This window comes from Butyricicoccus faecihominis, assembly GCF_024462775.1.
GTDB classification, from domain to species: Bacteria; Bacillota; Clostridia; order Oscillospirales; family Butyricicoccaceae; genus Agathobaculum; species Agathobaculum faecihominis_A.
Genome location: NZ_JANGCE010000055.1, coordinates 1 through 19,101 on the forward strand (window position 1 = coordinate 1; position 19,101 = coordinate 19,101).

General features: G+C 56.7%; 28 protein-coding genes and 1 tRNA gene. 10 read left to right on the top strand and 19 right to left on the bottom strand.

The features are described 5' to 3' along the window. The first annotated feature begins 143 nt into the window (after positions 1-143). Positions 144-332, top strand: coding sequence for a type II toxin-antitoxin system HicA family toxin (locus NE562_RS17390; RefSeq protein WP_280963685.1), 189 nt, complete (start codon positions 144-146; stop codon positions 330-332). 40 nt (positions 333-372) lie between these two features. Then, positions 373-759 (top strand): type II toxin-antitoxin system HicB family antitoxin, encoded by a 387-nt coding sequence (locus tag NE562_RS17395; protein WP_280963686.1) that lies wholly within the window; start codon positions 373-375, stop codon positions 757-759. Positions 760-899: 140 nt separating this feature from the next. On the opposite strand, the gene NE562_RS17400 is transcribed toward NE562_RS17395, so the two are convergent. The 16 genes from NE562_RS17400 to NE562_RS17475 form a co-directional block, all read right to left on the bottom strand. Beyond that, entirely contained in the window at positions 900-1,304 is a 405-nt protein-coding gene (locus NE562_RS17400) for a hypothetical protein (protein ID WP_280963687.1), read from the bottom strand. Positions 1,305-1,555: 251 nt separating this feature from the next. Continuing rightward, positions 1,556-2,155, bottom strand: coding sequence for a DNA cytosine methyltransferase (locus tag NE562_RS17405; RefSeq protein WP_280963688.1), 600 nt, complete (start codon positions 2,153-2,155; stop codon positions 1,556-1,558). A 75-nt stretch (positions 2,156-2,230) separates the two neighbouring features. Further along, positions 2,231-2,428 (bottom strand): hypothetical protein, encoded by a 198-nt coding sequence (locus NE562_RS17410; protein ID WP_280963689.1) that lies wholly within the window; start codon positions 2,426-2,428, stop codon positions 2,231-2,233. After that, on the bottom strand, positions 2,421-2,843 hold the full coding sequence (locus tag NE562_RS17415) for a hypothetical protein (RefSeq protein ID WP_280963690.1): 423 nt from the start codon (positions 2,841-2,843) through the stop codon (positions 2,421-2,423). The genes NE562_RS17410 and NE562_RS17415 overlap by 8 nt, the downstream gene beginning before the upstream one ends. A 135-nt stretch (positions 2,844-2,978) precedes the next feature. Then, positions 2,979-3,131, bottom strand: a complete 153-nt coding sequence (locus NE562_RS17420; protein ID WP_280963691.1) for a hypothetical protein — start codon at positions 3,129-3,131, stop codon at positions 2,979-2,981. Then, positions 3,112-4,104: a DUF4373 domain-containing protein gene (locus NE562_RS17425; protein ID WP_280963692.1), complete on the bottom strand. Its 993-nt coding sequence runs from the start codon at positions 4,102-4,104 to the stop codon at positions 3,112-3,114. The genes NE562_RS17420 and NE562_RS17425 overlap by 20 nt, the downstream gene beginning before the upstream one ends. A gap of 59 nt (positions 4,105-4,163) precedes the next feature. Beyond that, positions 4,164-4,904 carry a hypothetical protein gene (locus tag NE562_RS17430; RefSeq protein WP_280963693.1) on the bottom strand — a complete coding sequence of 247 codons (741 nt, stop codon included), beginning with the start codon at positions 4,902-4,904 and terminating at the stop codon, positions 4,164-4,166. Between the two features lie 18 nt (positions 4,905-4,922). After that, positions 4,923-5,315, bottom strand: a complete 393-nt coding sequence (locus tag NE562_RS17435; RefSeq protein ID WP_280963694.1) for a hypothetical protein — start codon at positions 5,313-5,315, stop codon at positions 4,923-4,925. 11 nt (positions 5,316-5,326) lie between these two features. Continuing rightward, positions 5,327-6,025: an MBL fold metallo-hydrolase gene (locus NE562_RS17440; protein ID WP_280963695.1), complete on the bottom strand. Its 699-nt coding sequence runs from the start codon at positions 6,023-6,025 to the stop codon at positions 5,327-5,329. After that, entirely contained in the window at positions 6,022-6,627 is a 606-nt protein-coding gene (locus NE562_RS17445) for a phage replication initiation protein, NGO0469 family (protein WP_280963696.1), read from the bottom strand. Before NE562_RS17445 ends, NE562_RS17440 begins: the two co-directional genes overlap by 4 nt. Beyond that, the gene (locus NE562_RS17450; protein ID WP_280963697.1) at positions 6,624-8,546 is read right to left on the bottom strand and encodes an AAA family ATPase; all 1,923 of its coding nucleotides are present in this window, start codon (positions 8,544-8,546) and stop codon (positions 6,624-6,626) included. Before NE562_RS17450 ends, NE562_RS17445 begins: the two co-directional genes overlap by 4 nt. 24 nt (positions 8,547-8,570) lie before the next feature. Further along, positions 8,571-8,828, bottom strand: a complete 258-nt coding sequence (locus NE562_RS17455) for a helix-turn-helix transcriptional regulator (protein WP_330646073.1) — start codon at positions 8,826-8,828, stop codon at positions 8,571-8,573. Between the two features lie 16 nt (positions 8,829-8,844). Beyond that, positions 8,845-8,967 (bottom strand): hypothetical protein, encoded by a 123-nt coding sequence (locus NE562_RS17460; RefSeq protein ID WP_280963699.1) that lies wholly within the window; start codon positions 8,965-8,967, stop codon positions 8,845-8,847. 77 nt (positions 8,968-9,044) lie between these two features. Continuing rightward, positions 9,045-9,275 (bottom strand): hypothetical protein, encoded by a 231-nt coding sequence (locus NE562_RS17465; protein ID WP_280963700.1) that lies wholly within the window; start codon positions 9,273-9,275, stop codon positions 9,045-9,047. Positions 9,276-9,304: 29 nt separating this feature from the next. After that, positions 9,305-9,562 carry a hypothetical protein gene (locus NE562_RS17470; RefSeq protein WP_280963701.1) on the bottom strand — a complete coding sequence of 86 codons (258 nt, stop codon included), beginning with the start codon at positions 9,560-9,562 and terminating at the stop codon, positions 9,305-9,307. Between the two features lie 43 nt (positions 9,563-9,605). Beyond that, complete coding sequence (locus tag NE562_RS17475; protein WP_280963702.1) at positions 9,606-9,815, bottom strand: helix-turn-helix transcriptional regulator; 210 nt, start codon at positions 9,813-9,815, stop codon at positions 9,606-9,608. A 135-nt stretch (positions 9,816-9,950) separates the two neighbouring features. On the opposite strand from NE562_RS17475, the gene NE562_RS17480 reads away from it, so the two are divergent. Both NE562_RS17480 and NE562_RS17485 read left to right on the top strand, forming a co-directional pair. Next, positions 9,951-10,622, top strand: a complete 672-nt coding sequence (locus tag NE562_RS17480) for a LexA family protein (protein WP_280963703.1) — start codon at positions 9,951-9,953, stop codon at positions 10,620-10,622. A gap of 124 nt (positions 10,623-10,746) precedes the next feature. Continuing rightward, positions 10,747-12,123, top strand: coding sequence for a site-specific integrase (locus NE562_RS17485; protein ID WP_280963704.1), 1,377 nt, complete (start codon positions 10,747-10,749; stop codon positions 12,121-12,123). A 140-nt stretch (positions 12,124-12,263) separates the two neighbouring features. Here the strand turns inward: NE562_RS17485 and NE562_RS17490 are convergent. After that, a tRNA-Arg gene (locus NE562_RS17490) sits at positions 12,264-12,340 on the bottom strand. 51 nt (positions 12,341-12,391) lie between these two features. Further along, complete coding sequence (locus NE562_RS17495; RefSeq protein ID WP_330646072.1) at positions 12,392-12,946, bottom strand: epoxyqueuosine reductase QueH; 555 nt, start codon at positions 12,944-12,946, stop codon at positions 12,392-12,394. Positions 12,947-13,069: 123 nt separating this feature from the next. Here NE562_RS17495 and NE562_RS17500 point away from each other — a divergent pair, with 123 nt between their 5' ends. Beyond that, a complete protein-coding gene (locus NE562_RS17500) occupies positions 13,070-13,912 on the top strand; it encodes an aminotransferase class IV (protein WP_280963705.1) in 843 nt (280 codons plus the stop codon). 57 nt (positions 13,913-13,969) lie between these two features. On the opposite strand, the gene NE562_RS17505 is transcribed toward NE562_RS17500, so the two are convergent. Further along, positions 13,970-14,122, bottom strand: coding sequence for a hypothetical protein (locus tag NE562_RS17505; RefSeq protein ID WP_280963706.1), 153 nt, complete (start codon positions 14,120-14,122; stop codon positions 13,970-13,972). 177 nt (positions 14,123-14,299) lie between these two features. Here NE562_RS17505 and NE562_RS17510 point away from each other — a divergent pair, with 177 nt between their 5' ends. Genes NE562_RS17510 through kdpC form a run of 5 tightly spaced genes read left to right on the top strand, consistent with a single transcriptional unit; the run spans position 14,300 to position 19,055 of the window. Further along, positions 14,300-14,425 (top strand): hypothetical protein, encoded by a 126-nt coding sequence (locus NE562_RS17510; RefSeq protein WP_280963707.1) that lies wholly within the window; start codon positions 14,300-14,302, stop codon positions 14,423-14,425. A gap of 3 nt (positions 14,426-14,428) precedes the next feature. Next, positions 14,429-16,180, top strand: coding sequence for a potassium-transporting ATPase subunit KdpA (kdpA, locus tag NE562_RS17515; protein ID WP_280963708.1), 1,752 nt, complete (start codon positions 14,429-14,431; stop codon positions 16,178-16,180). 17 nt (positions 16,181-16,197) lie between these two features. Beyond that, positions 16,198-18,267 (top strand): potassium-transporting ATPase subunit KdpB, encoded by a 2,070-nt coding sequence (gene kdpB / locus NE562_RS17520; protein ID WP_280963709.1) that lies wholly within the window; start codon positions 16,198-16,200, stop codon positions 18,265-18,267. Between the two features lie 17 nt (positions 18,268-18,284). After that, complete coding sequence (locus tag NE562_RS17525; RefSeq protein ID WP_280963710.1) at positions 18,285-18,422, top strand: hypothetical protein; 138 nt, start codon at positions 18,285-18,287, stop codon at positions 18,420-18,422. 18 nt (positions 18,423-18,440) lie between these two features. Then, positions 18,441-19,055: a K(+)-transporting ATPase subunit C gene (gene kdpC, locus NE562_RS17530; protein WP_280963711.1), complete on the top strand. Its 615-nt coding sequence runs from the start codon at positions 18,441-18,443 to the stop codon at positions 19,053-19,055. Positions 19,056-19,101 lie beyond the last annotated feature (46 nt).

Sequence of the window (19,101 nt, forward strand, 5' to 3'; positions counted from 1 at the left end):
AGCACCACGACCACATTCTTTCCATAACAAAACCGCCTACGAAATCCGCAGACGGTTGAATTATTTATAATTTTTCTTTGTCGCGCCCTTGACAATACGTATTATACGTGTTATACTATAATCATAGTAAAGGAAGTGATGAAATGCCGATGACGCCAAGGGAAATGATAAAGCTACTCGAAGATAACGGCTTTGAATATATCCGCTCGAATGGCTCACATCGTTTCTTCCGAAACCCTATAACCGGCAAATCCACAACCGTTCCTTTCCACAACAAAGCGTTAAAGCCGGGAACCGAAAGGAACATCCTAAAGCAAGCGGGGCTGAAATAAGCCCCGCGCTTCCCGGCTCAATATAGAAGGAGGTGCCATCATGAATAAAATTTATTACCCCGCAGTATTTCACCCCGAAGATGTTGGGTACTCGGTGAGCGTACCCGATATTGACGGATGCTTTTCCGAGGGCGACACGTTGGAAGAGTCCATCGAAATGGTCACCGACGCAATCGGCCTGTGCCTCGAAGGACATCAAGGCGAGTTTCCGAAAGCGTCAAACCCCGCCACCATAAAGCCGAACGTAGGCGACTTCGTAAGCCTTGTACCGTTCGACATGGTGACGTACCGCAAGAAACATGATACCAAGGCCGTCAAGAAAACACTTTCCATTCCCTCGTGGCTTAACGCTATCGCGGAAGAACAGCACATTAATTTTTCCAGCGTCCTGCAATCCGCATTGAAGCAGCAACTCCATATCGATTGAACGCAGGCCGGGGCTTAATGTCCCGGCCTTTTCACATGAAAAAGCAGCCCCGTCTCCGAAGCTGCTTTCCCGGTCATGGTTCTTTCCATCAATCCACGGTACCAGTATAAACCCTTGCATGGGCCGCGTTCTGCCACTTTTCATGGAAGGTCTAAAAATTTTTCAACCGTCCTAATAAATTTCGCGTTCCAGCGCCACGCCGTCCGCTCTGAGATCGGCACGCACAGCGCCGCCCCATACAGCGTGTGCGACCTATCCCAATACACCCGCCGTATCAGCTCCAACCGGTACCGCCCCTGCTTCATGCGCCCGGTCTCCTCAATCGCCGCGGTCACCGCGTCATATCGCCGCTGCTCCTTGTCGGTCAGCCGGTCAACGACCGCACGCTCCACCGGCCGCCCGACGCCGCTTCCGTGCCCACCGGAGGGCCCATAGGCCGCCGTGACGCTCTGATCGCCGACGCTCTCGGCCTTGCGCTTCAACGCTGGGTAAGACCGTATAATGCGCTTTGTGTATTCCCACCAATCCTCACGGGGTCTGCTCACTGTATCAACCTCCTTTCCCATCACCGGGGCGGTTTTTATCGCAATAATCCGTGTCTGCCAAGGCGCAGTCCTCGCAACCCCTGTATAGCCAGCATTCCCGGCAAGTCCTGATCACCGGTATGCAGCGCTCTTCGTACTCGTCTTGCGCGGCCATAGGGCATGTTCCATCCACGCAGGCTACGCCGACATATCTCTTGCAACGCTTATCCATCCCGCCCCTCCTCCCGCCCCACAACCGGGGCGGTTTTGTTTTATTCGCATACTCCGGCCCACTGCTCCGCCATAGCGCGGGCGATACCGGGGAAGGTTTTGCTTCGCGCTTTGCTAGTATGTTGTGCAAATCCATTTTCGCCGCTCCGGCTGCTTGGCATAAAACACCGTTCCGGCGCGACAATATCCGTTGCCAGCAGTGGCGGCAGTCCTCGCAGCCACAACCTTGTTTTTTTGGTAAATGGATGCCCGAACATATACGGCTGGATTTCCTGCGAGCACGGCGGCGTGTCGTATATCCTTGCGTGTATGGGGTTCTCCACCGCAATGCAAGGACAATCTGCCTCCAAAAACCGCATGAAAAACGCTTTTGCGGTCAGCCCCTCTTGATAACGCGCATTATTAAGTTTCCCTCCCTGCCAAAGCCACCGATTTCCCGCGTTGGAAAGGTACGTACACGGCGGAAACGCAATGATCATATCCCAGCGCATTTTCAGAAGTTCCAACGCATCCACCTGCAAATGCCATTCAGAGTGTCCGCCGGAGCAGGGTTCAATGTCGCAGGAATACGCTTCATGACCCAACTTCCGCAGTTCAATCGTTACCGCCTGCGATTCTTCACAGGCTACCAATATCCTCATAGGTCCTCCTCGTCAGGAGGTGGCGCGCCTTTAAAGTACTGCCCCTATGGTTTTTACTGTCCGGTCAGCCGGACGTTAAAGTGTAGTTGTATCTTGGGCGGCGGAAGATGCAGATTTGGTGTCCTGCCCCTCCTCACGCTGCGCCGCCTCAAGTTCAGCGGCGGCAAGTAACAGTAGAGGCTTTACTTGGCAGCCGTTATTGCATCTATCGCAGTTTTCTGCCCACCAAACCAGCCGCTCGGCAGTTGTCATGTCATCGTAATCCTTACCCATCCCCGCCACCTCCCGATAGCGCCGCCTCTGCCTCGGCGCGGTCATCGGCATAATCTCCGCTCTCGCAATACCAGCACTGCTTACAACGGTCACACGGTTCATCGTCATTTTCTGACCAATGATACCCTAGGCACCAGAGGCTTCCCCCATAGTCCTCAAAGCAATCCGGCTTTGGGTCGCCCTCTTTTGCGGGTGGCGGGTCGATATGCACCCGTCCCTCCTCCCGTGCCTTGACCAGCGCGGCCAGCTCCTCGACGGGGCCAAGGGCGTACTCGGCGTAGACTTTTAGTCCTTCACCTTTCGGTGACAGCAGGGTAATGCTCCGACCGCAATCATAAGCGTCAACCTCGTCGATAATTCCGCCCTCGATTTCAATGCAATCGTCGCTGGATCCGTAAATGTATAGTGTTTTCACGTTTTGTAGTCCTCCCATCGGCAGCTTTTAAACACGACGCGGTTGTTCACCCAACGTGCAAACCGTGTTTGCTCTTTTGTTGGTTCTCCGCCGTCATAGTCGCTGTACAGTTGGGCAAATAAAGTCGCGCCCATTTTAATCGCCCCTAACCAGCACCGACCGCTTCGCCGCGGCGATCTCCCGGCGGGTCTTCTCGTCGGGTTTGACTTTCTGTAATTCCACTGCGTAATTGATATTACTGTCCTTCACACTGCGCATGATCTCGCGTTTATTCGCTTTGTCCACCATTTTGCAGTTCCTCCCTTCTCGCCTTGATAGTCTCATCGCGCCGCCAGCGCTCCATGTCCTCCAGCTCCGCCGCGGTCGGCCCGCCCGGATACAGCGGCTTGTCAGGGTCGCGGAGCGTGTGCTCCGGCGCCGGTTTCTTTTGCGTTGCATTCAGGTCGGCCACTGTCCAAACGCCGTCGCGCTCGTAGCCCTGTAGTATCGTGCGCAGGTAGGCCGCTGGTTTTCGCGGCGCCTTATCCGCAGTCTGCCGCCCAGCGTCTAAAAACACCGTGTCCTGCATGCCCATGTCCATCAGCCGGGCGATGTCCAGCCGGAAGTTTCGGTCTATTTCAGTTCCAATCACTCGCTCCAGATCAACAGCCAGCGCGTCCGCGCATTCTCTGCTGTTCTCTGCTCTACTGTACTCTTCTCTGTTCTTCTCTCCTCTTCTCTGCTCTTCTCTGCTCTGTGTACTTTCTGACTGAGAAACCCTCTTTTCCGGCTGAAAAACCCGCTTTTCTCGGTGAGAAATAAAAGATTGCAGTACAAAACTGTTGCCACTTGGGTTCAGCTCCCGCATTTCCTCCTCGGAGAGCAGCCAAATGTCAAAGTCGATCTGCTGGGATTTTCGGCTGAGTGTCGCCGAAAAATATCCCTTCTGCGCTCTTTTCGATGTGATAAATCCGCGCCTGTATAGGTCGCCGCTGAATAGTTCACACGCCGCAAGACTGTCTATCACACTCGCCAATGTTTCGGCGGTCACAACGTACCGCCCTTGTACGATCTCCAAAAGTTGCCAAAGCACATCGTCCCGCGCTTCGCCGCGATAATCTATGTAGTACCCCTTGTCGCTGTACAAGATGTCGAGCAAGTGCTCATACACCACCAGCGCCAGATATCCGTACTCCTGCCGCGGTCGCCGCAGCTTCGGGTCACGAAATAGCCGCACATCCCGTAGCCAAAAATCGAGTCCCACCTTGGGTTGCCTGCCCACCGTATCACCTCCCGCCGGGCAACGGAGGGGCGGATTTTTCCGCCCCAGCGCCCACCGGATCAGGCAAGGATGATAACATCTTGCCGCTGTTCATCGGTCAGCTCCATCGTGAACCAGTCGCGGATGCGCAGGATCGTTTCCCGCTTCCACCCGTCGCCGTCCGCCGCGAACAGGGCCGCATAGATCGCGTCGCCCTCCTTTTTCACGCGGAACACAAACGGACTTGCCGGCTGCTCGATCTCCGGGAAAGTGCGGAACGGCGCGAGCATCACCGGGTTCGGCACATCGACCTTTTTGACCAGCGAAATGCCTGTCCGCGCCGTCACCTTCTGCGTCACGCCGTCATCGGCAAGGGTTGTCCCGTCCTCGGCCGTCACTGTGCCCGCCAGCGCGACCAGCGCGTCGCAGTTTTCCGTCGGCACAAAATGCGTCTGCATGTTGATGATGAACGTCTCCATGTCCATCCAGCGCCCAAATGGAAACGTCGGCACCGCGATCTCCGCTTCCAGCAAACACTCTCTCGCCTTGTCGCTGTTCAGTTCGCGGTGCAGATACACCCGGTCGAAGTCCGCCACATGCACCACAAACCTGCGCTGGATCGCCTCTTCGCTCTCTGCGGCCTCGTCCGCACCCTCGGTGATGTAATCCACCAGTGCGGACAACGTATGTACTTGCAGCGGCGCCGCAACCAACTCCTTCTTGATGCGTTGCAGCGTGCGGTCTGCATATCGCTCGCCGTCGATCTCCGTGATCGTCGGGTCGGCCAAACTCAAAATGCGGTCGATTGCTTCCTTTAACATTTTTATTTCCTCCTTCAATTACGCTTGCTTGACATCCGCAAGGCGGATCATCTTCGGTTCATCCTGTTCGCCGCCCGCGAGGTTGCGCTGTCCGGGTACCTGCGGCGTGTACTCCATCACAACCGGCTCATCCGCCGTTCCGCCGAGCAGCAGCGTGCTGTCCAGCGCCTTGACCGGCACCAGCTTACTTTTTACGCTAACCTTGATCGCCGCGCTGTCCCGGTGTTCGGTCGGCACGATCCCAATCTCCAGCGTCAGCGTGCGCGCCTTCTTCGCGTCAGTGTTCAGGTCAAGGCAGTTTCGCATCACCTTTCCCAGTTCGTAATCCACGCGCTCACCGATCGCGCCGTTCATCATGTCGAGGATGTTGATCTCCTTGACCTCGCCCGTCTTATTCATTGTTTCGCTCATAATAACTCCTTTCACTTCTTACAGATTTCAAACTGTATCCCCGGAAATTCCGAAGTAAACCGCTCCAAAAACTCTTGTTCGTTCGCATGACTGTCCGATAAATGCAGCAGCCAAACCGTCAACACGCCGCTGAGATCCTGTTTGCGCAGCCACCGCATCACGCGTTCTATATCCATGTGCGTGTGCCGGATGCGCTCCCGCACCTTGGGGTTGATGCGCTGGGAAAGACCAAGCTTTTTGTCGTCGTAGTTGCATTCGACCGCTATGTAGGTCAGTCGCCCGGCCACAACGCAGTCAAGGTTCCGCGTGTCCGCCGCGAACAGCAGCCGCTCCCGCGTCCGCACGTCCTCGATCAAATAGCCGACAGGCTGCTTTGCGTCGTGCCAAACCCGGAACGCCATCACGCGAAATCCGCCCACCGTCACCGGCACGCCCGGCTCGACGATCTCGGCCTCCTGCAATTCCAGCGCTCGCGCTGTCCCCTCGGACATATAAACCGGTATCCCCTGCTTGATCAGCAGCCCCGCCGCGTGTGCGTGATCTTGGTGCTCATGCGTCACAAAACAAGCGCCCACCGACGACAGCGTAAACCCGGATAGCTTTTTCAGCTTCGGCAGTGTCAGCCCACATTCCAACAGCAGCGTTGTGTCCCCGTCCGTCACCAGATACGCATTACCCGCCGACGAACTCGCAAGGCTCCGAAACGTCAAATCGGGCAACCTCCGTCCTCATTCGCCGGTGCGGCAGCTGCATCCTCCGGCATGTCCAGATTCTTTTCCGGCGGATCCTGCTGGTATTGCTCGCTCTTTTCGCAAATGTCCCGCACCCAGTCGGGCAAGCCCTCCCACTTCTTACCTTCAAAGCCATCCTCTTCGACCGAGTACCAAACCAGCGGCGTATCGGTCTTTGGCGCCGGGATGCCGTCCGGCAGCGTCATAACTGCTTCGACCTTGTTTTTCTGCGTTTCCGCATCCACTGTCACGCGGATCTGGCAGGCGCGCCCAAGGTAATCCGCCGGATCAATGTCGCTTACCTCTTCAGCAGAATAGCTTTTGTCATCCAGCCCGCCGAAAAAACTCAAGAAGTCGCATCCTTTTTTCCTGCCCGGCGTCAGCCATTTGGAAAGCTGTCTCGGCTTTCCCTCGTCATCCTTGGCGTTCGGGATGTCAAACTGGAAAATCAGCTTGTGGTTGTAGTTTTTGAACTTCTCACTGAAATGCTGGCCTACCTCGTATACGCCAACAATGACCGCCAAATAGGTTTTCGCCGGCAGCGGCGGCGTAGCGGGCTTCATCAAATCCTTTAGTTTCATACCGCGATCCTCAACTCCTCATCTGATACGCACAGCCGGATTACCTGCGACGTGACCGACGGGAAATCGGTAACGCTCTCGGCCCCGTCCACGAACAGCGGCACACGCACGCCGTAGAAGTCGGAAAGCGTCTGCATCACATCCAGCCCAATCTTGACCTTTTCTCCGTCGGACAGCGCCGCATAGGGTCGCCCGTCCCACATCACATCGCAGCAGTCGCGCACGCCGCCGTTGAGCTGCGTGTCAAACAGCCGGAAGCGCGCCATACGGAACATTGCGTTTACCGCATCTGTGATCGAATCCACCTTGCAGCGGCTAAACTCGTCGCACTGGTCGATCATCCGGTCGATCCGCTCGATCTCGGCCGCCAGCTCCCGCTGCTGCCCCTTTAGCTCATCTACGCGCGCCCGCAGTCCGTCGAGCTGTGCTTCCTTCGCCAGCCCCTCGCGGATGCTGTTCAGCACGCCGTCCAGCCGATCAACCTCGGTTTGCAGCGTCGCGCGGCGGTCATCCTTCGCCGTCACGATCTCGTGCAGTTGTTTTTGACCTTCCGTGATCGCATCGTTCAATTCAGCGACCCGTTCCACATAGCCCGGCAGGTCGTCGATCACCGGCGGCTCCGGGGCGCGCATCGTCGCAAGCTGGTTTGTCAACTTGTCGGCCGCCGCTGAAAGTTTTTCCACCTCCGCGCGCTTTGCTGATTCTACTTTTCCCTGCTCGGCAATCGTCTTTTTCAACAACTCACTGTCTGCAAGCAGCGCGTCCTGCCGCGCCTTTTTGTCCGCTTCAAACTTTGTCTTTGCCGCAGCTACCTTGTCCGCGGGCATCGTCAGTCCGCAGGTCGGGCAAACGCCGGCCGCCGGCGCCTTCTCCCGGTCGATCTCCCGCCAGCGCTTCCGGTAATCGTCCAGTCGCAGGCTACCCATTTCGATCTGCGTGTGCGCGTCACTCGCCGCGGCGGAAGCTTCCCGCAGTCTGGCCTTGATCTGTTCCAGCTCGGCCCGTACTGTCGCCCGCGGGTCCTCCACCGGTACCGCCTGACTGCACCGGTGCGCCAGATTGTCCTGTTCCAGCCGGTTTCGCTCATTTGCCAGCGCGTCCAGTTGGTTTTTCGCTTCTGCCTGCGCCGTGTCGTTATCCAGTTTGACGAGATCGCCCGCCCGCGCTTCACGCTCAGTCTGCATTTCGTCCAGTCGCAGCCGCAGCCCGTCGAAATCGATCGCGGCCAACTCTCCCGCCGACCGCTCGCATTCGTCAATCCGCGCCGGCAACTCGTCCAGCGCGCCGTTTACCGTGCGCCGTTGCGCCGTTAGCGCCTTCTTGTAATCGTCTACCGTCAGCTTGCCGACCTCCCCGGCCAGCTCCGCGCATTGCGGTAACGCCGCCAGCAGCGCGGCATCCGAAACCACGTGGCACATATCAAACAGCATCTTGCGCCGTTCCTGCCACTTGATGTCCCGGCAAAAACGGTACACGCTCGTCAGCAGCCGAAAAGCGTCCTCGCCCACCAGCCCGCCGACGATTTGCTTATATTCGGTCTCGGTGCGCGGCACGCCGTCCGTGAAAAAATCGGTCGTATGACCCGTCAAAACCGCATCTGTGCTGCCGCGCTTTTTCGTCCAAACCTCGCTGTACACGCGGCGCAGCGTTGTTTGATCGCCGTCCACCGACAAGACCGCCACGACCTCCGGGGATGCGCCGTGTTTCTCCTCCCCGTTTTCCAGCGGCATCAAGTCGAACGTCGCGTTCCCCTTGCTGTCCTTGCCGAACAGCAGCCAACATAGCGCGTCATAGATCGTGGACTTGCCCGCGCCGTTGCGCCCATAGATCGCGCCATCCCGGCCGCCAAATTCGATATCGGCAAACGCGCAGCCCTTAAAATTTTCAATCTCAAGCTGTAAAAGTTTAATTTCTTTCATTGACTTCCCGCCTCCCAGCGGCTATTATAGAGGTGTGATATTTGTACTTGCCGCCTTCGGAATTGCCGTTCCGGGGCGGCTTTCTTTTGTCTGAAACAGATCGTCCATGCTGATTCCCGTTAAATCCGCAAACCGCCGCGCCGTCCCCAACGGCATATCCGTCCGCCCGTGCAGCCAGTTGCGTACCGTCGTATGGCTTGCCGGTATCATAGCGGCCAGCCGTTTTTCGTTCATCCCGTTATTGACCATCCAGTGCTCCAGCTTTGGGTAAATGATTGCCATCACGCTACCCGCCTCCTCATTTCCACAGCCGCTCGTCGCGCTCGACCTTATATCCGTGTCTGATCGCAGTATCGATCTTGTACGCCAGCACCAGCATCATCACTGCCAGCCCCACCGCGATCCCCGCATAAACTGCCACCGAACCACCCCCTTCACACCATTTTGTCGCTATCATCAATGCGGCCAACGCTATGCTCGCCAGCCGGTAGTAGCGCGTCATACCTCGCCCTCGCAGACCCTGATCGACCAGCCGTAGTCGCTGTGACCCAGAACCTTGCCGTGCCGAATTTCAACCAGCAGTTCCATGATCCCTTCCATATTGAACGTGCGGTTATGCAGTAGCCCCGTGCGCAGCGTTTCCAAGCAGCCGTAGGCTTCCGCAATCGTGCTGCACCTGTACGTCAGCGGGTAGTCTCCGTTGTTTACGGTTATTTCATAGTGTTTCATGGCTTGTCCACTTCCTTTCATGTATTTGTTTACTCGGATATCGCCCGAATGCCATCGACTGTATGCTCATCCGTAAGGTCTAAGTCCGGATGCGTGGCTATGTACTCGATCAGCATGTCGAGGTTGACGAATAGCCGATTCCCCGCTCTGAGCGTTGGAACGGTCCCGGATTTCATCAATCGTTGCAGATGGTATAACTTCAGTGCTGTATTTGGGTCCGCCTGCTGAATCTCCCTTAATGCTTCTTGGGCAGATCGAATACGTGGCAGGTGGATTGATTCAGGCATTCGTTTCACCTCTTCTCATCGTACCGCCCATAACAACAATCCATTATGCTTTAAGCGTAATATCGGGTAAAAAAACAAGATTGTCATAAGCGATTTTGTATGCTTGCTCGATCGTTTTTATTTGCAAAGCATCTGGAAAACTCTTTCCGCGTTCCCAATTACCTATGGTGTCCACGGTAACACCAATAATTTTGGCTGCTTGCTTTTGTGTATACCCTGCATTTGTGCGAGCAGCTTTCAACGTTACTCTCAACTTTATCACCTCCATATCTGTATGTTATCACGCTTTAAGCGTCATGTCAACGCCTTTGTCGTAATTATTTTATTTTTCTATTGCATTATTTACGCATTCGGCGTATAATGCAATCATCACACAGGAGGTGATTTCATGGAGGGACTCGGTAATAAAAAAATCTTTTCAAACAATCTTCGATTCTTAATGGAGCGCTTTGGAAAGGATAGGAACCAAATATGTAACGACTTAAATTTCAAATACACCACTTTTGCTGATTGGTATAACGGTAATAAGTACCCTCGAATTGACAAAATAGAAATGCTTGCTAATTATTTTGGCGTTTTAAAATCAGACTTAATTGAAGACAAAGGTGGACGTCTATCTATTGATTCTCCACAATCTCTCCCTTCAAACGTAGTTCCCGTCGATTTTCCGCATTTAAAACGCATCCCCATTCTCGGCCGCATTCCTGCTGGATATCCAATGCTTGCAGAAGAAAATATTGAAGGTTATACCTACACAGATTTAAATGGCGGAGCTGACTACTTCGCGTTGCGCGTCAAGGGAGACAGTATGGACGCTGCAGGGATCAAGAACGGTTATATCGTCATCGTGCGCAAACAAGAGATTGTTTTAGATGGAGAAATTGCAGTCGTTCTTATTGACATGGAAGACGCTACTTTAAAGCGTTTTTATCGTGATGGCGACATAGTCACATTGATGCCGCAATCCACGAATCCAAAGCACAAGCCACAGATCTACCAGTTATCTGATACGAATATTTCGGTGCTGGGTAAGGTCGTAAAAGTGGAGTTCGTGCCATAACGTGAAAAAATCCCGCTCCGGTGTTGGCGCACCAGAACGGGACGAGGTACAGATTAAACTTGGTCGGTCGAATCTGTACCTCTATCTTACCATACTTAATCATGGAAAGAAAGGGGTTTTCTCAATGGCAACCATTGAAAAGCGCGGTGATAGCTATCGAATTACCGCGTCCTGCGGGTACGATCTGACCGGCGCACAGGTTCGTAAGCGCATGACTTGGACACCAGAGTCGGGTATGACGGAACGTCAGATCGCCAAAGAGCTTCAACGGCAAGCTGTCTTGTTCGAAGAAAAGTGCACTACCGGTCAGGTGCTGGAGGGCAACGTCCGTTTCGCGGATTTCGCAGAGCAGTGGTTTACCGACTATGCCGAGCGTCAACTTCGTCCGACTACAGTCGCGCGCTATCGCACCTTGATGTCGCGTATCAATGCTGCAATAGGCCACATCAGGCTGGACAAGCTCCGACCGAACCATCTCATGTCATTTTATAAAAATCTTCAGCAAAAAGGTGTTCGGAGGGATATTAAGTATAAATGCGCCGGCGACCTCATCGCCATACTACGGAGTAAAAACTATTCTCACAAAGCCTTTGCCGATCTGGCGGGCGTAGGGATTACTGTGATTTATTGCGCGGGCAGAGGTGAGACTATAAGCCTGCGAAGCGCCGAGCGCATCAGCGACGCTCTGAGCGCGCCTTTGGATAAATTATTTGTGCCGGTGTCTAAAGATGTGCTGTCCGACAGCACAGTACAGCATCACCACCGTTTAATTTCTTCCATACTGTCTACCGCCGTTAAATGGCAAGTTATTTACTCCAACCCGTGCGAGCGAGTTGACCCTCCAAAGGCGCGGCGCAAAGAAGCCAGTTATCTTGATGAGACGCAGGCGAACCATATGCTAGAGCTTCTAGAGAAAGAAAGCGTACAGCACAGAACCATTGTAAGGCTTCTTATGTTTACCGGCCTGCGCCGCGGCGAACTCTGCGGCTTAGAATGGAAGGACGTTGATTTCGAGCATTCCCTCTTGCGCATCCGGCGATCGTCGCTCTATCTGTCCGGGAAAGGCGTATTCGCAGACGAAACAAAAAACGAATCATCCGAACGCTGTCTCAAAATATCATCGGCCGCACTTGATTCTTTGCGCGAACAAAGAGCCTGGCAGTTGCAAGAACGTCTTAGGCTTGGCGATCGCTGGAAAAATACCGACCGCATCTTCACCTGCTGGGACGGTCGCCCAATTCGCCCAGACACGATTACGGGGTGGTTTCATAAATTCGCCGTCCGGAACGGCCTGCCTTCGATTCATGTTCACAGCCTGCGCCACACCAACGCAACCTTGCTGATCGCTGCTGGCACGAATCTTCCAACCGTAGCAAAACGTCTCGGCCATGCTGATACAACTACCACCAGCAAAGTTTATGCGCACGCGATAAAATCCGCAGATGAAGCCGCAGCTGATACCCTACAAAACATCCTGCATCCGGTCAAACGGCAAGCTTAAACCTATGCGTCCCTCGTTCAAGGAGGGGCGCTTTTTCTAATGCATAAACCCCAAATAAACCCCAAGAGTAATTTTTAAAAATTTAAGCCCCCGAAAAAGTTGCAAAAAAGCCGCCTATCCTTACGAATAAGCGGCTTTTGTGGTACGCCCGACAGAATTCGAATCTGCGACCTTTGGAGTCGGAGTCCAACGCTCTATCCAGCTGAGCTACGGGCGCGTGTACGAGAAGTATTATAGCAGTTTCCGCGCCGTTTGTAAAGCAATTTCCTTATGCATCCTTTTTCTTTTTCGGCTTCTTCTTATAGCGGTCCTCTTCGCTGAATATACAGCCGCAGTATTTCTGCATATAAAGGCCCAATTCGCGCGCTTTGTCCTGCCCTTCGCGGAAGCGGGGCGAAAAATCGCGGTGCAAGTAGGCCACCCCGTACTTTTCCGCGGCCCGCTCAGCCGCCTGCCGCATCAGCTCGTGGTTCTGATAGGGGCTGACGAACAGCGTGGAGGTAAACTGGTCGAATCCGTTTTCCGCCGCGTAGCGCGCGGTCTCCTCAAAGCGCAGCGTATAACAGAACGCGCAGCGGCGGTCAAAATCCGGATACACGCCCTCGATAAAGCGGCGCAGGCCGTACTCCTCCTGCACGATTAGCGTTAGACCGATGCTTTCCGCATATTCGCGCAGCGTGTTTTTCCGCGTTTTGTATTCGGTAAACGGGTGGATGTTTGGATTATACCAAAACCCGGTGGGCTCTATTCCCTCCTGCCGCAGCGTGTCGATACAGGCGATCGAGCAGGGCGCGCAGCAGATGTGCAGCAGTGTTTTCATCATGAACAGTCTCCTTGGGCATATGTTTCTTTTATTATAGCATGGCCTGCGGCGCTTGCCAAGCGCGCACGTTTATCGTATACTAAGAGAATACTGGACACCGGAACAGAAGGAGGAAGACACCCCATGAAGGATATTGCATACTATAACGGCGAGATCGGACCGATCGACGAGGTGCGCGCCCCCGTGACCGACCGCGGCTTTTATTTTGGCGACGGCGTGTATGAGGCGGCCGCCTGCATGAACCAAAAGCCCTTCGCGCTTTCCGACCACATGGATCGCTTCTATAACAGCCTGCGCCTGCTCGAAATCACCGAGCCCATGCCCCGCGCCGAGCTGGACGCGCTTCTGCGCGACCTGATCAGCCGCGTGGACGCCTCGCCCTGTGTGTGCTATTGGCAGGTAACGCGCGGCGTCTCCCACCGTATGCACGCTTTTCCGAAGGACGCAAAGCCCAGCCTGCTGGTTTTTGTTGAACCGACGAGGCTGGACAGCCAGCAAAACGCGATGAAGCTTCTTTCCCGCGAGGACACGCGCTTTTTGCACTGCAATATCAAAACGCTGAACCTGATCCCGAACGTCGTCGCTTCGCAGCGGGCGCACGAGGCGGGATGCGACGAGGTGGTGTTCCACCGCGCAAACCGCGTGACCGAGGGCGCGCACTCCGGCATCGCCATATTAAAGGACGGCGCGTTCTGCACCCCGCCGGCGGATGAGCTGATCCTGCCCAGCATCACGCGGCTGCATTGTTTGCAGCTTTGCGAGGAACATGGCATTCCGGTTCGCGTCGCGCCGTTTACCATGGAGGAACTGATGGCGGCGGACGAAGTGCTTGTGCTTTCCACCGGCGCGCATTGCATCCCCGTGAGCGAGGTAGACGGCAAACCCGTCGGCGGCAAGGCGCCCGACCTGCTGCAAACGCTGCAAAAGGCCTACCAGCAAAAGTTTGAAGCCGAGACCGCGCAGTAAAAAATGAAAAAGTCCGGCCGCCGCAGATGCGACTCTGCGGCGGCCGGACTTTTTCATCTATCGTTTGTTTTGCGCGTTTTCACAGTGTATCGTATCGCATGGATAGGGGTGCAGCGTGCTGTGATCGAGGAAGCGGCCCAGCTGAAGCAGCCGATACCCCAAAAACGCCAGAGCGAAAACAAACCCCGCGGCAACGATCAGCATGTTCATTTCCTCACCCCCCTTTCTTCTATCTTTACTATACCCCCTTTTGTCTTTGCGGGCGGTTAAGGTTTTTCCGTTCACATTAAGGAAACGTTAAGGGCTCCCGCCCCTCTTTTCTATTTTAATAAAGCTTTAACAGGCGCGCTGTTTTTTTAGCGGCGCGCTTATTTTTTCCATGGTATTATGCCATCGAACCAAAAAGCAGACAAAGGAGGGGTCTCTATGCAAGTCGTCGTCGCCGCGGTAGGCGTTGTGGCAATTTTCGTGCTGGTCTATTTAAGCTATGTGCTGTTAAAAGGAGAGGAATAAGAAGTGAACGCTATTTTACAGATCGCACTGTACACCGTGCTGCTCATCGCGCTGGCCGTGCCGTTCGGCAGATTCATGAGCCGTGCGATGGAAGGGGAAAAGACTTTTTTCAGCCGCGTGCTCGGCCCGTGCGAGCGCGGGATCTACAAGCTGCTGCGCATCGATCCCGGCGAACAAATGAGCTGGAAGAAATACGCGGGCTGCGCCGTTGCCTTTTCCGCGCTGAGCCTATTTGCCCTCTGGGCGGTGTTGATGTTACAGGGCCGCCTGCCGTGGAACCCGCAAGGCATCGAAGGCACGAGCTGGCACCTTGGCTTTAACACAGCCGCCAGCTTTGTGACCAACACCAACTGGCAGTCCTACTCGGGCGAATCGGCGCTGAGCTATTTTTCACAGGCGATCGGCCTAACCGTGCAAAACTTCGTCACCCCGGCGGTCGCGCTGGCCGTACTGTTTGCGCTGATACGCGGCTTTCGGCGCGTACAAAAGCAAGGGCTTGGCTCCTTCTGGGCCGATGTGACCCGCGCGGTCGTGTACGTACTGCTGCCGCTGAATCTGGTGATCGCGCTGGCTCTTGTGTCGCAGGGCGTCATGACCAATCTAAAGGACTATCAGGTTTACGAGCTGGTCGAACCCGCCACCGTGCAACAGGAGGACGGTACGGAAATCACCGTGACGCGCGGCATCATCCCCATGGGCCCGCAGGCGAGCCAAGTCGCCATCAAACAATCCGGCACAAACGGCGGCGGCTATAACGGCGTCAACTCGGCAAGCCCGCTGGAAAACCCAACGCCGCTTTCCAATCTGATCGAAATGCTCTCGCTGCTGCTCATTCCGGCGGCCTGCTGCTTTGCCTTTGGGCGCAGCATACGGGACAAACGGCAGGGCCGGGCGCTGTTTTTCGCCATGCTGCTCTTGCTGGTCGCGGCGCTCAGTGTGGTCGCGGTCATGGAGCAAAACGGCACGCCGCAGCTCGCGCAGGACGGCGCGGTGGCCATGGCCCCGGCCGAAGGTTACCCCGGCGGCAACATGGAGGGCAAGGAGACCCGTTTCGGTATCGCCGCCTCCGCCACTTGGGCGGTATATACCACGGCGGCCTCGAACGGCTCGGTCAACTGTATGCATGACAGCCTAACGCCGCTCGGCGGCATGGCGCCCATGCTGCTGATGCAGCTGGGCGAGGTCGTGTTCGGCGGCATCGGCTGCGGCCTGTACGGCATGATCGGCTTTGCCATGCTCGCCGTGTTCATCGCCGGCCTGATGGTGGGCCGTACGCCGGAATATTTGGGCAAAAAAATAGAGCCGTTTGAAATGCGCATGGCGGTCTTAGTCTGTCTAGCGACGCCGCTGGTCATTTTGATCGGCAGCTGTATCGCCACGCTGCTGCCCGCGACGGCGGACAGCCTGAATAACGGCGGCGCGCACGGCCTGTCCGAGGTGCTGTACGCCTATTCCTCCGCCGGGGGCAACAACGGCTCCGCCTTTGCGGGCTTTCACGCGAACACGCCGTTTTTGAATGTATCGATCGGTCTGGTCATGCTCGCGGCGCGTTTTCTCCCCATGCTCGCCACGCTTGCCATCGCGGGTTCAATGGTGCAAAAGAAGCGGACGGCGGTTTCGGCAGGCACGCTTTCCACCACGAACGCCATGTTCGTCGGCCTGTTGATCTTTATCGTCGTGCTGGTGGGCGCGCTGTCCTTCTTCCCGGCTTTAAGCCTAGGCCCGATCGCTGAATTTACACAAATGCTTGCATAAAAGGGAGTGCTCACCGTATGAAAGAAAAGAAAAAAACAGCGCTTTCCGACCCTCGGCTGGTCGGACGCGCCGTGCGGGATTCGTTTGTAAAGCTGAACCCAAAAACACAGCTGCAAAACCCGGTGATGTTTCTGGTCTATCTTTCGGCCATCCTCACCACGGTTTTATTTCTTCTTACCTTTTTCGGCCTGCAGGACGCAGGCACCGGCTTTATTTTTGGCATTGCCGTCATCCTGTGGCTGACCTGTCTGTTCGCGGGCTTCGCCGAGGCGATCGCGGAGGGCCGCGGCAAAGCGCAGGCCGATACGCTGCGCGCTTCGCGCCGGGGCGTGACGGCGCACCGGCTGACCAATCCTGCAAACCGCGACGCGTTCACCGACGTGGCTTCACAAGCGCTGAAAAAAGGCGACTGCTTCCTCGTGCGCGCCGGTGAACAAATCCCGGCGGACGGCGAGGTGATTGAGGGCGCGGCCTCGGTGGACGAATCGGCCATTACCGGCGAGTCCGCGCCCGTCATCCGCGAAGCGGGCGGCGACCGCTCGGCTGTCACGGGCGGCACGACCGTGCTGTCCGACTGGCTGACCGTCCGCGTGACGCAGGAGGAGGGCGACAGCTTTCTCGACCGGATGATCGCCATGGTCGAAGGCGCCAACCGCCGCAAGACCCCAAACGAGATCGCGCTGCAAATCCTGCTCACCGCGCTGTCCATCATTTTCGTGCTCGTCACGGTCGCGCTGTACGCGTATTCGGACTTTTCGGCAAAGCAGGCGGGGCTTGCGAATCCCTCGTCCGTCACCGCGCTGATCGCGCTGCTCGTCTGTCTGGCGCCGACGACGATCGGCGCGCTGCTCTCGGCCATCGGCATCGCCGGGATGAGCCGCTTAAACCGCGCCAACGTGCTTGCCATGAGCGGCCGCGCGATCGAGGCCGCGGGCGACGTCGACATCCTGCTGCTTGACAAAACCGGCACCATCACGCTGGGCAACCGCAAGGCCGTCGCCTTTCTCCCGGTGGACGGCGCGGACGCCCGCGCGCTGGCCGACGCGGCCCAGCTCTCCTCCCTTGCCGACGAAACGCCGGAGGGCCGCTCGATCGTCGTTTTAGCCAAGGAGCAATTCGGGCTGCGCGGACGGACGGTCGGCGATAAGGGCATGCGCTTCCTCCCCTTTTCGGCCGGTACGCGCATGTCGGGCGTGGATTTTGACGGGTGCGAGATCCGCAAGGGCGCGGCGGAAGCCGTTCGCGCTTGGGCCGAGGCGGGCGGCGGCCTATACAGCGCCGAATGCCGTGGCGTGGTGGAGGATATTGCCCGCGCGGGCGGCACGCCGCTGGTCGTAGCCAAGAATCATCGAATTTTAGGCGTGATTCATTTAAAAGACATCATCAAGGACGGCGTGAAGGAGAAATTTTCCGACCTGCGCCAAATGGGCATTCAAACCATCATGATCACGGGCGACAACCCCATGACGGCGGCGGCCATCGCGGCCGAGGCGGGCGTGGACGATTTTCTGGCCGAAGCCACGCCCGAAGGCAAGCTGCGCATGATACGCGACTATCAGGCCAAGGGCCACCTTGTCGCGATGACCGGCGACGGCACGAACGACGCGCCCGCCCTTGCGCAGGCCGACGTGGCCGTGGCCATGAACACCGGCACGCAGGCCGCCAAGGAAGCCGGTAACATGGTTGATCTGGATTCCTCCCCCACCAAGCTGATCGAAGTGGTGCGCATCGGCAAGCAGCTTTTGATGACGCGCGGCGCGCTCACCACCTTTTCCATCGCCAACGATGTGGCAAAATACTTCGCCATTATCCCGGCGCTGTTCATGGGGCTGTACCCCGGCCTGTCCGCGCTCAATATCATGGGCCTGCACAGCGGCGAAAGCGCGATTCTTTCCGCCATCCTTTACAATGCGCTTATCATTGTGGCGCTCATTCCGCTGGCGCTGCGCGGCGTCAAATACCGCGAGGTGCCCGCGGGCAAGCTGCTTTCGCACAACCTGCTCGTATACGGCCTCGGCGGCATCCTAACGCCGTTTGCCGCCATCAAGCTGATCGACCTGCTGCTTTCGTCGTTCGGCCTTGTTTGAAAGTGAGGGAAGCTTATATGGCTTCGTTCCTGCTGCGTCACCCTGCCCTGCTGCTGCCCGCGCTGCTTTTCTGCGCGCCCGCGGCGGTGCTCGCGGGCGTTACGCTTATCACACTAACGGTCACCGGCCCCCTGTATCTGCTGGGGCTGCTGTAAGGAGAGATTTAGAAGCATATGAATACCAAAACAAAAACCGGCGGCGTGATCGTCCGCGCCATGTGGCTGCTCGTCCTCATGTCGCTCATCACCGGCCTGATCTACACCATGGCGGTCATGGGTTTGGGGCAGCTGTTGTTTCCCAGCCAAGCGAACGGCAGCCTGCTTTCTCAGAACGGCAAGGTCGTCGGCTCCGCGCTGCTCGGCCAACAGTTCACGGAGGACGGCCACCTGTGGGGCCGCGTCATGCAATACGACGTGGGCACGTTTACCGATGCAAACGGCGCGCCCGCCGCGTACGCCTGGCCCTCTAACCTGAGCCCCGCCAGCCCCGCATATGAGACGCTGGTGGCCGAGCGCGTGGAAAAGCTACGCGCGTCCAATCCCGACCGCGCGGGCGAGCCGGTGCCGGTCGACCTTGTAACCTGCTCGGGCTCCGGGCTTGACCCGCATATCTCCCCGGCCGCCGCCGAATATCAGGTGCCGCGCATCGCAAAGGCCACCGGCAAAAGCGAGGACGAGGTGCGCGAGACGATTCGGCAATATACCGAAGGCCGCCTGCTCGGCGTGTTCGGCGAACCGCGCGTCAATGTGCTCAAGGTAAACCTCGCGCTTGACGGTATGCTCTCCTGAGCGACAAAAAGGCGGGGGGGGGGGGGGGGACGCGGGGGAGCCGCCG

Excerpts from the sequence above, each read along its gene's own strand:
- NE562_RS17525 (WP_280963710.1), top strand. The coding sequence starts at position 18,285 with ATGGCTTCGTTCCTGCTGCGTCACCCTGCCCTGCTGCTGCCCGCGCTG.
- NE562_RS17480 (WP_280963703.1), top strand. The coding sequence starts at position 9,951 with ATGGAGGGACTCGGTAATAAAAAAATCTTTTCAAACAATCTTCGATTC.
- NE562_RS17405 (WP_280963688.1), bottom strand. The coding sequence starts at position 2,155 with ATGAGGATATTGGTAGCCTGTGAAGAATCGCAGGCGGTAACGATTGAA.
- NE562_RS17505 (WP_280963706.1), bottom strand. The coding sequence starts at position 14,122 with ATGAACATGCTGATCGTTGCCGCGGGGTTTGTTTTCGCTCTGGCGTTT.
- NE562_RS17510 (WP_280963707.1), top strand. The coding sequence starts at position 14,300 with ATGCCATCGAACCAAAAAGCAGACAAAGGAGGGGTCTCTATGCAAGTC.
- NE562_RS17435 (WP_280963694.1), bottom strand. The coding sequence starts at position 5,315 with ATGAGCGAAACAATGAATAAGACGGGCGAGGTCAAGGAGATCAACATC.
- NE562_RS17445 (WP_280963696.1), bottom strand. The coding sequence starts at position 6,627 with ATGAAACTAAAGGATTTGATGAAGCCCGCTACGCCGCCGCTGCCGGCG.
- NE562_RS17465 (WP_280963700.1), bottom strand. The coding sequence starts at position 9,275 with ATGAAACACTATGAAATAACCGTAAACAACGGAGACTACCCGCTGACG.
- kdpB (WP_280963709.1), top strand. The coding sequence starts at position 16,198 with ATGAAAGAAAAGAAAAAAACAGCGCTTTCCGACCCTCGGCTGGTCGGA.
- NE562_RS17410 (WP_280963689.1), bottom strand. The coding sequence starts at position 2,428 with ATGGGTAAGGATTACGATGACATGACAACTGCCGAGCGGCTGGTTTGG.
- NE562_RS17390 (WP_280963685.1), top strand. The coding sequence starts at position 144 with ATGCCGATGACGCCAAGGGAAATGATAAAGCTACTCGAAGATAACGGC.
- NE562_RS17500 (WP_280963705.1), top strand. The coding sequence starts at position 13,070 with ATGAAGGATATTGCATACTATAACGGCGAGATCGGACCGATCGACGAG.
- NE562_RS17420 (WP_280963691.1), bottom strand. The coding sequence starts at position 3,131 with ATGGTGGACAAAGCGAATAAACGCGAGATCATGCGCAGTGTGAAGGAC.
- NE562_RS17495 (WP_330646072.1), bottom strand. The coding sequence starts at position 12,946 with ATGATGAAAACACTGCTGCACATCTGCTGCGCGCCCTGCTCGATCGCC.
- NE562_RS17395 (WP_280963686.1), top strand. The coding sequence starts at position 373 with ATGAATAAAATTTATTACCCCGCAGTATTTCACCCCGAAGATGTTGGG.
- NE562_RS17455 (WP_330646073.1), bottom strand. The coding sequence starts at position 8,828 with ATGGCAATCATTTACCCAAAGCTGGAGCACTGGATGGTCAATAACGGG.
- NE562_RS17450 (WP_280963697.1), bottom strand. The coding sequence starts at position 8,546 with ATGAAAGAAATTAAACTTTTACAGCTTGAGATTGAAAATTTTAAGGGC.
- NE562_RS17470 (WP_280963701.1), bottom strand. The coding sequence starts at position 9,562 with ATGCCTGAATCAATCCACCTGCCACGTATTCGATCTGCCCAAGAAGCA.
- kdpC (WP_280963711.1), top strand. The coding sequence starts at position 18,441 with ATGAATACCAAAACAAAAACCGGCGGCGTGATCGTCCGCGCCATGTGG.
- NE562_RS17485 (WP_280963704.1), top strand. The coding sequence starts at position 10,747 with ATGGCAACCATTGAAAAGCGCGGTGATAGCTATCGAATTACCGCGTCC.
- NE562_RS17430 (WP_280963693.1), bottom strand. The coding sequence starts at position 4,904 with ATGTTAAAGGAAGCAATCGACCGCATTTTGAGTTTGGCCGACCCGACG.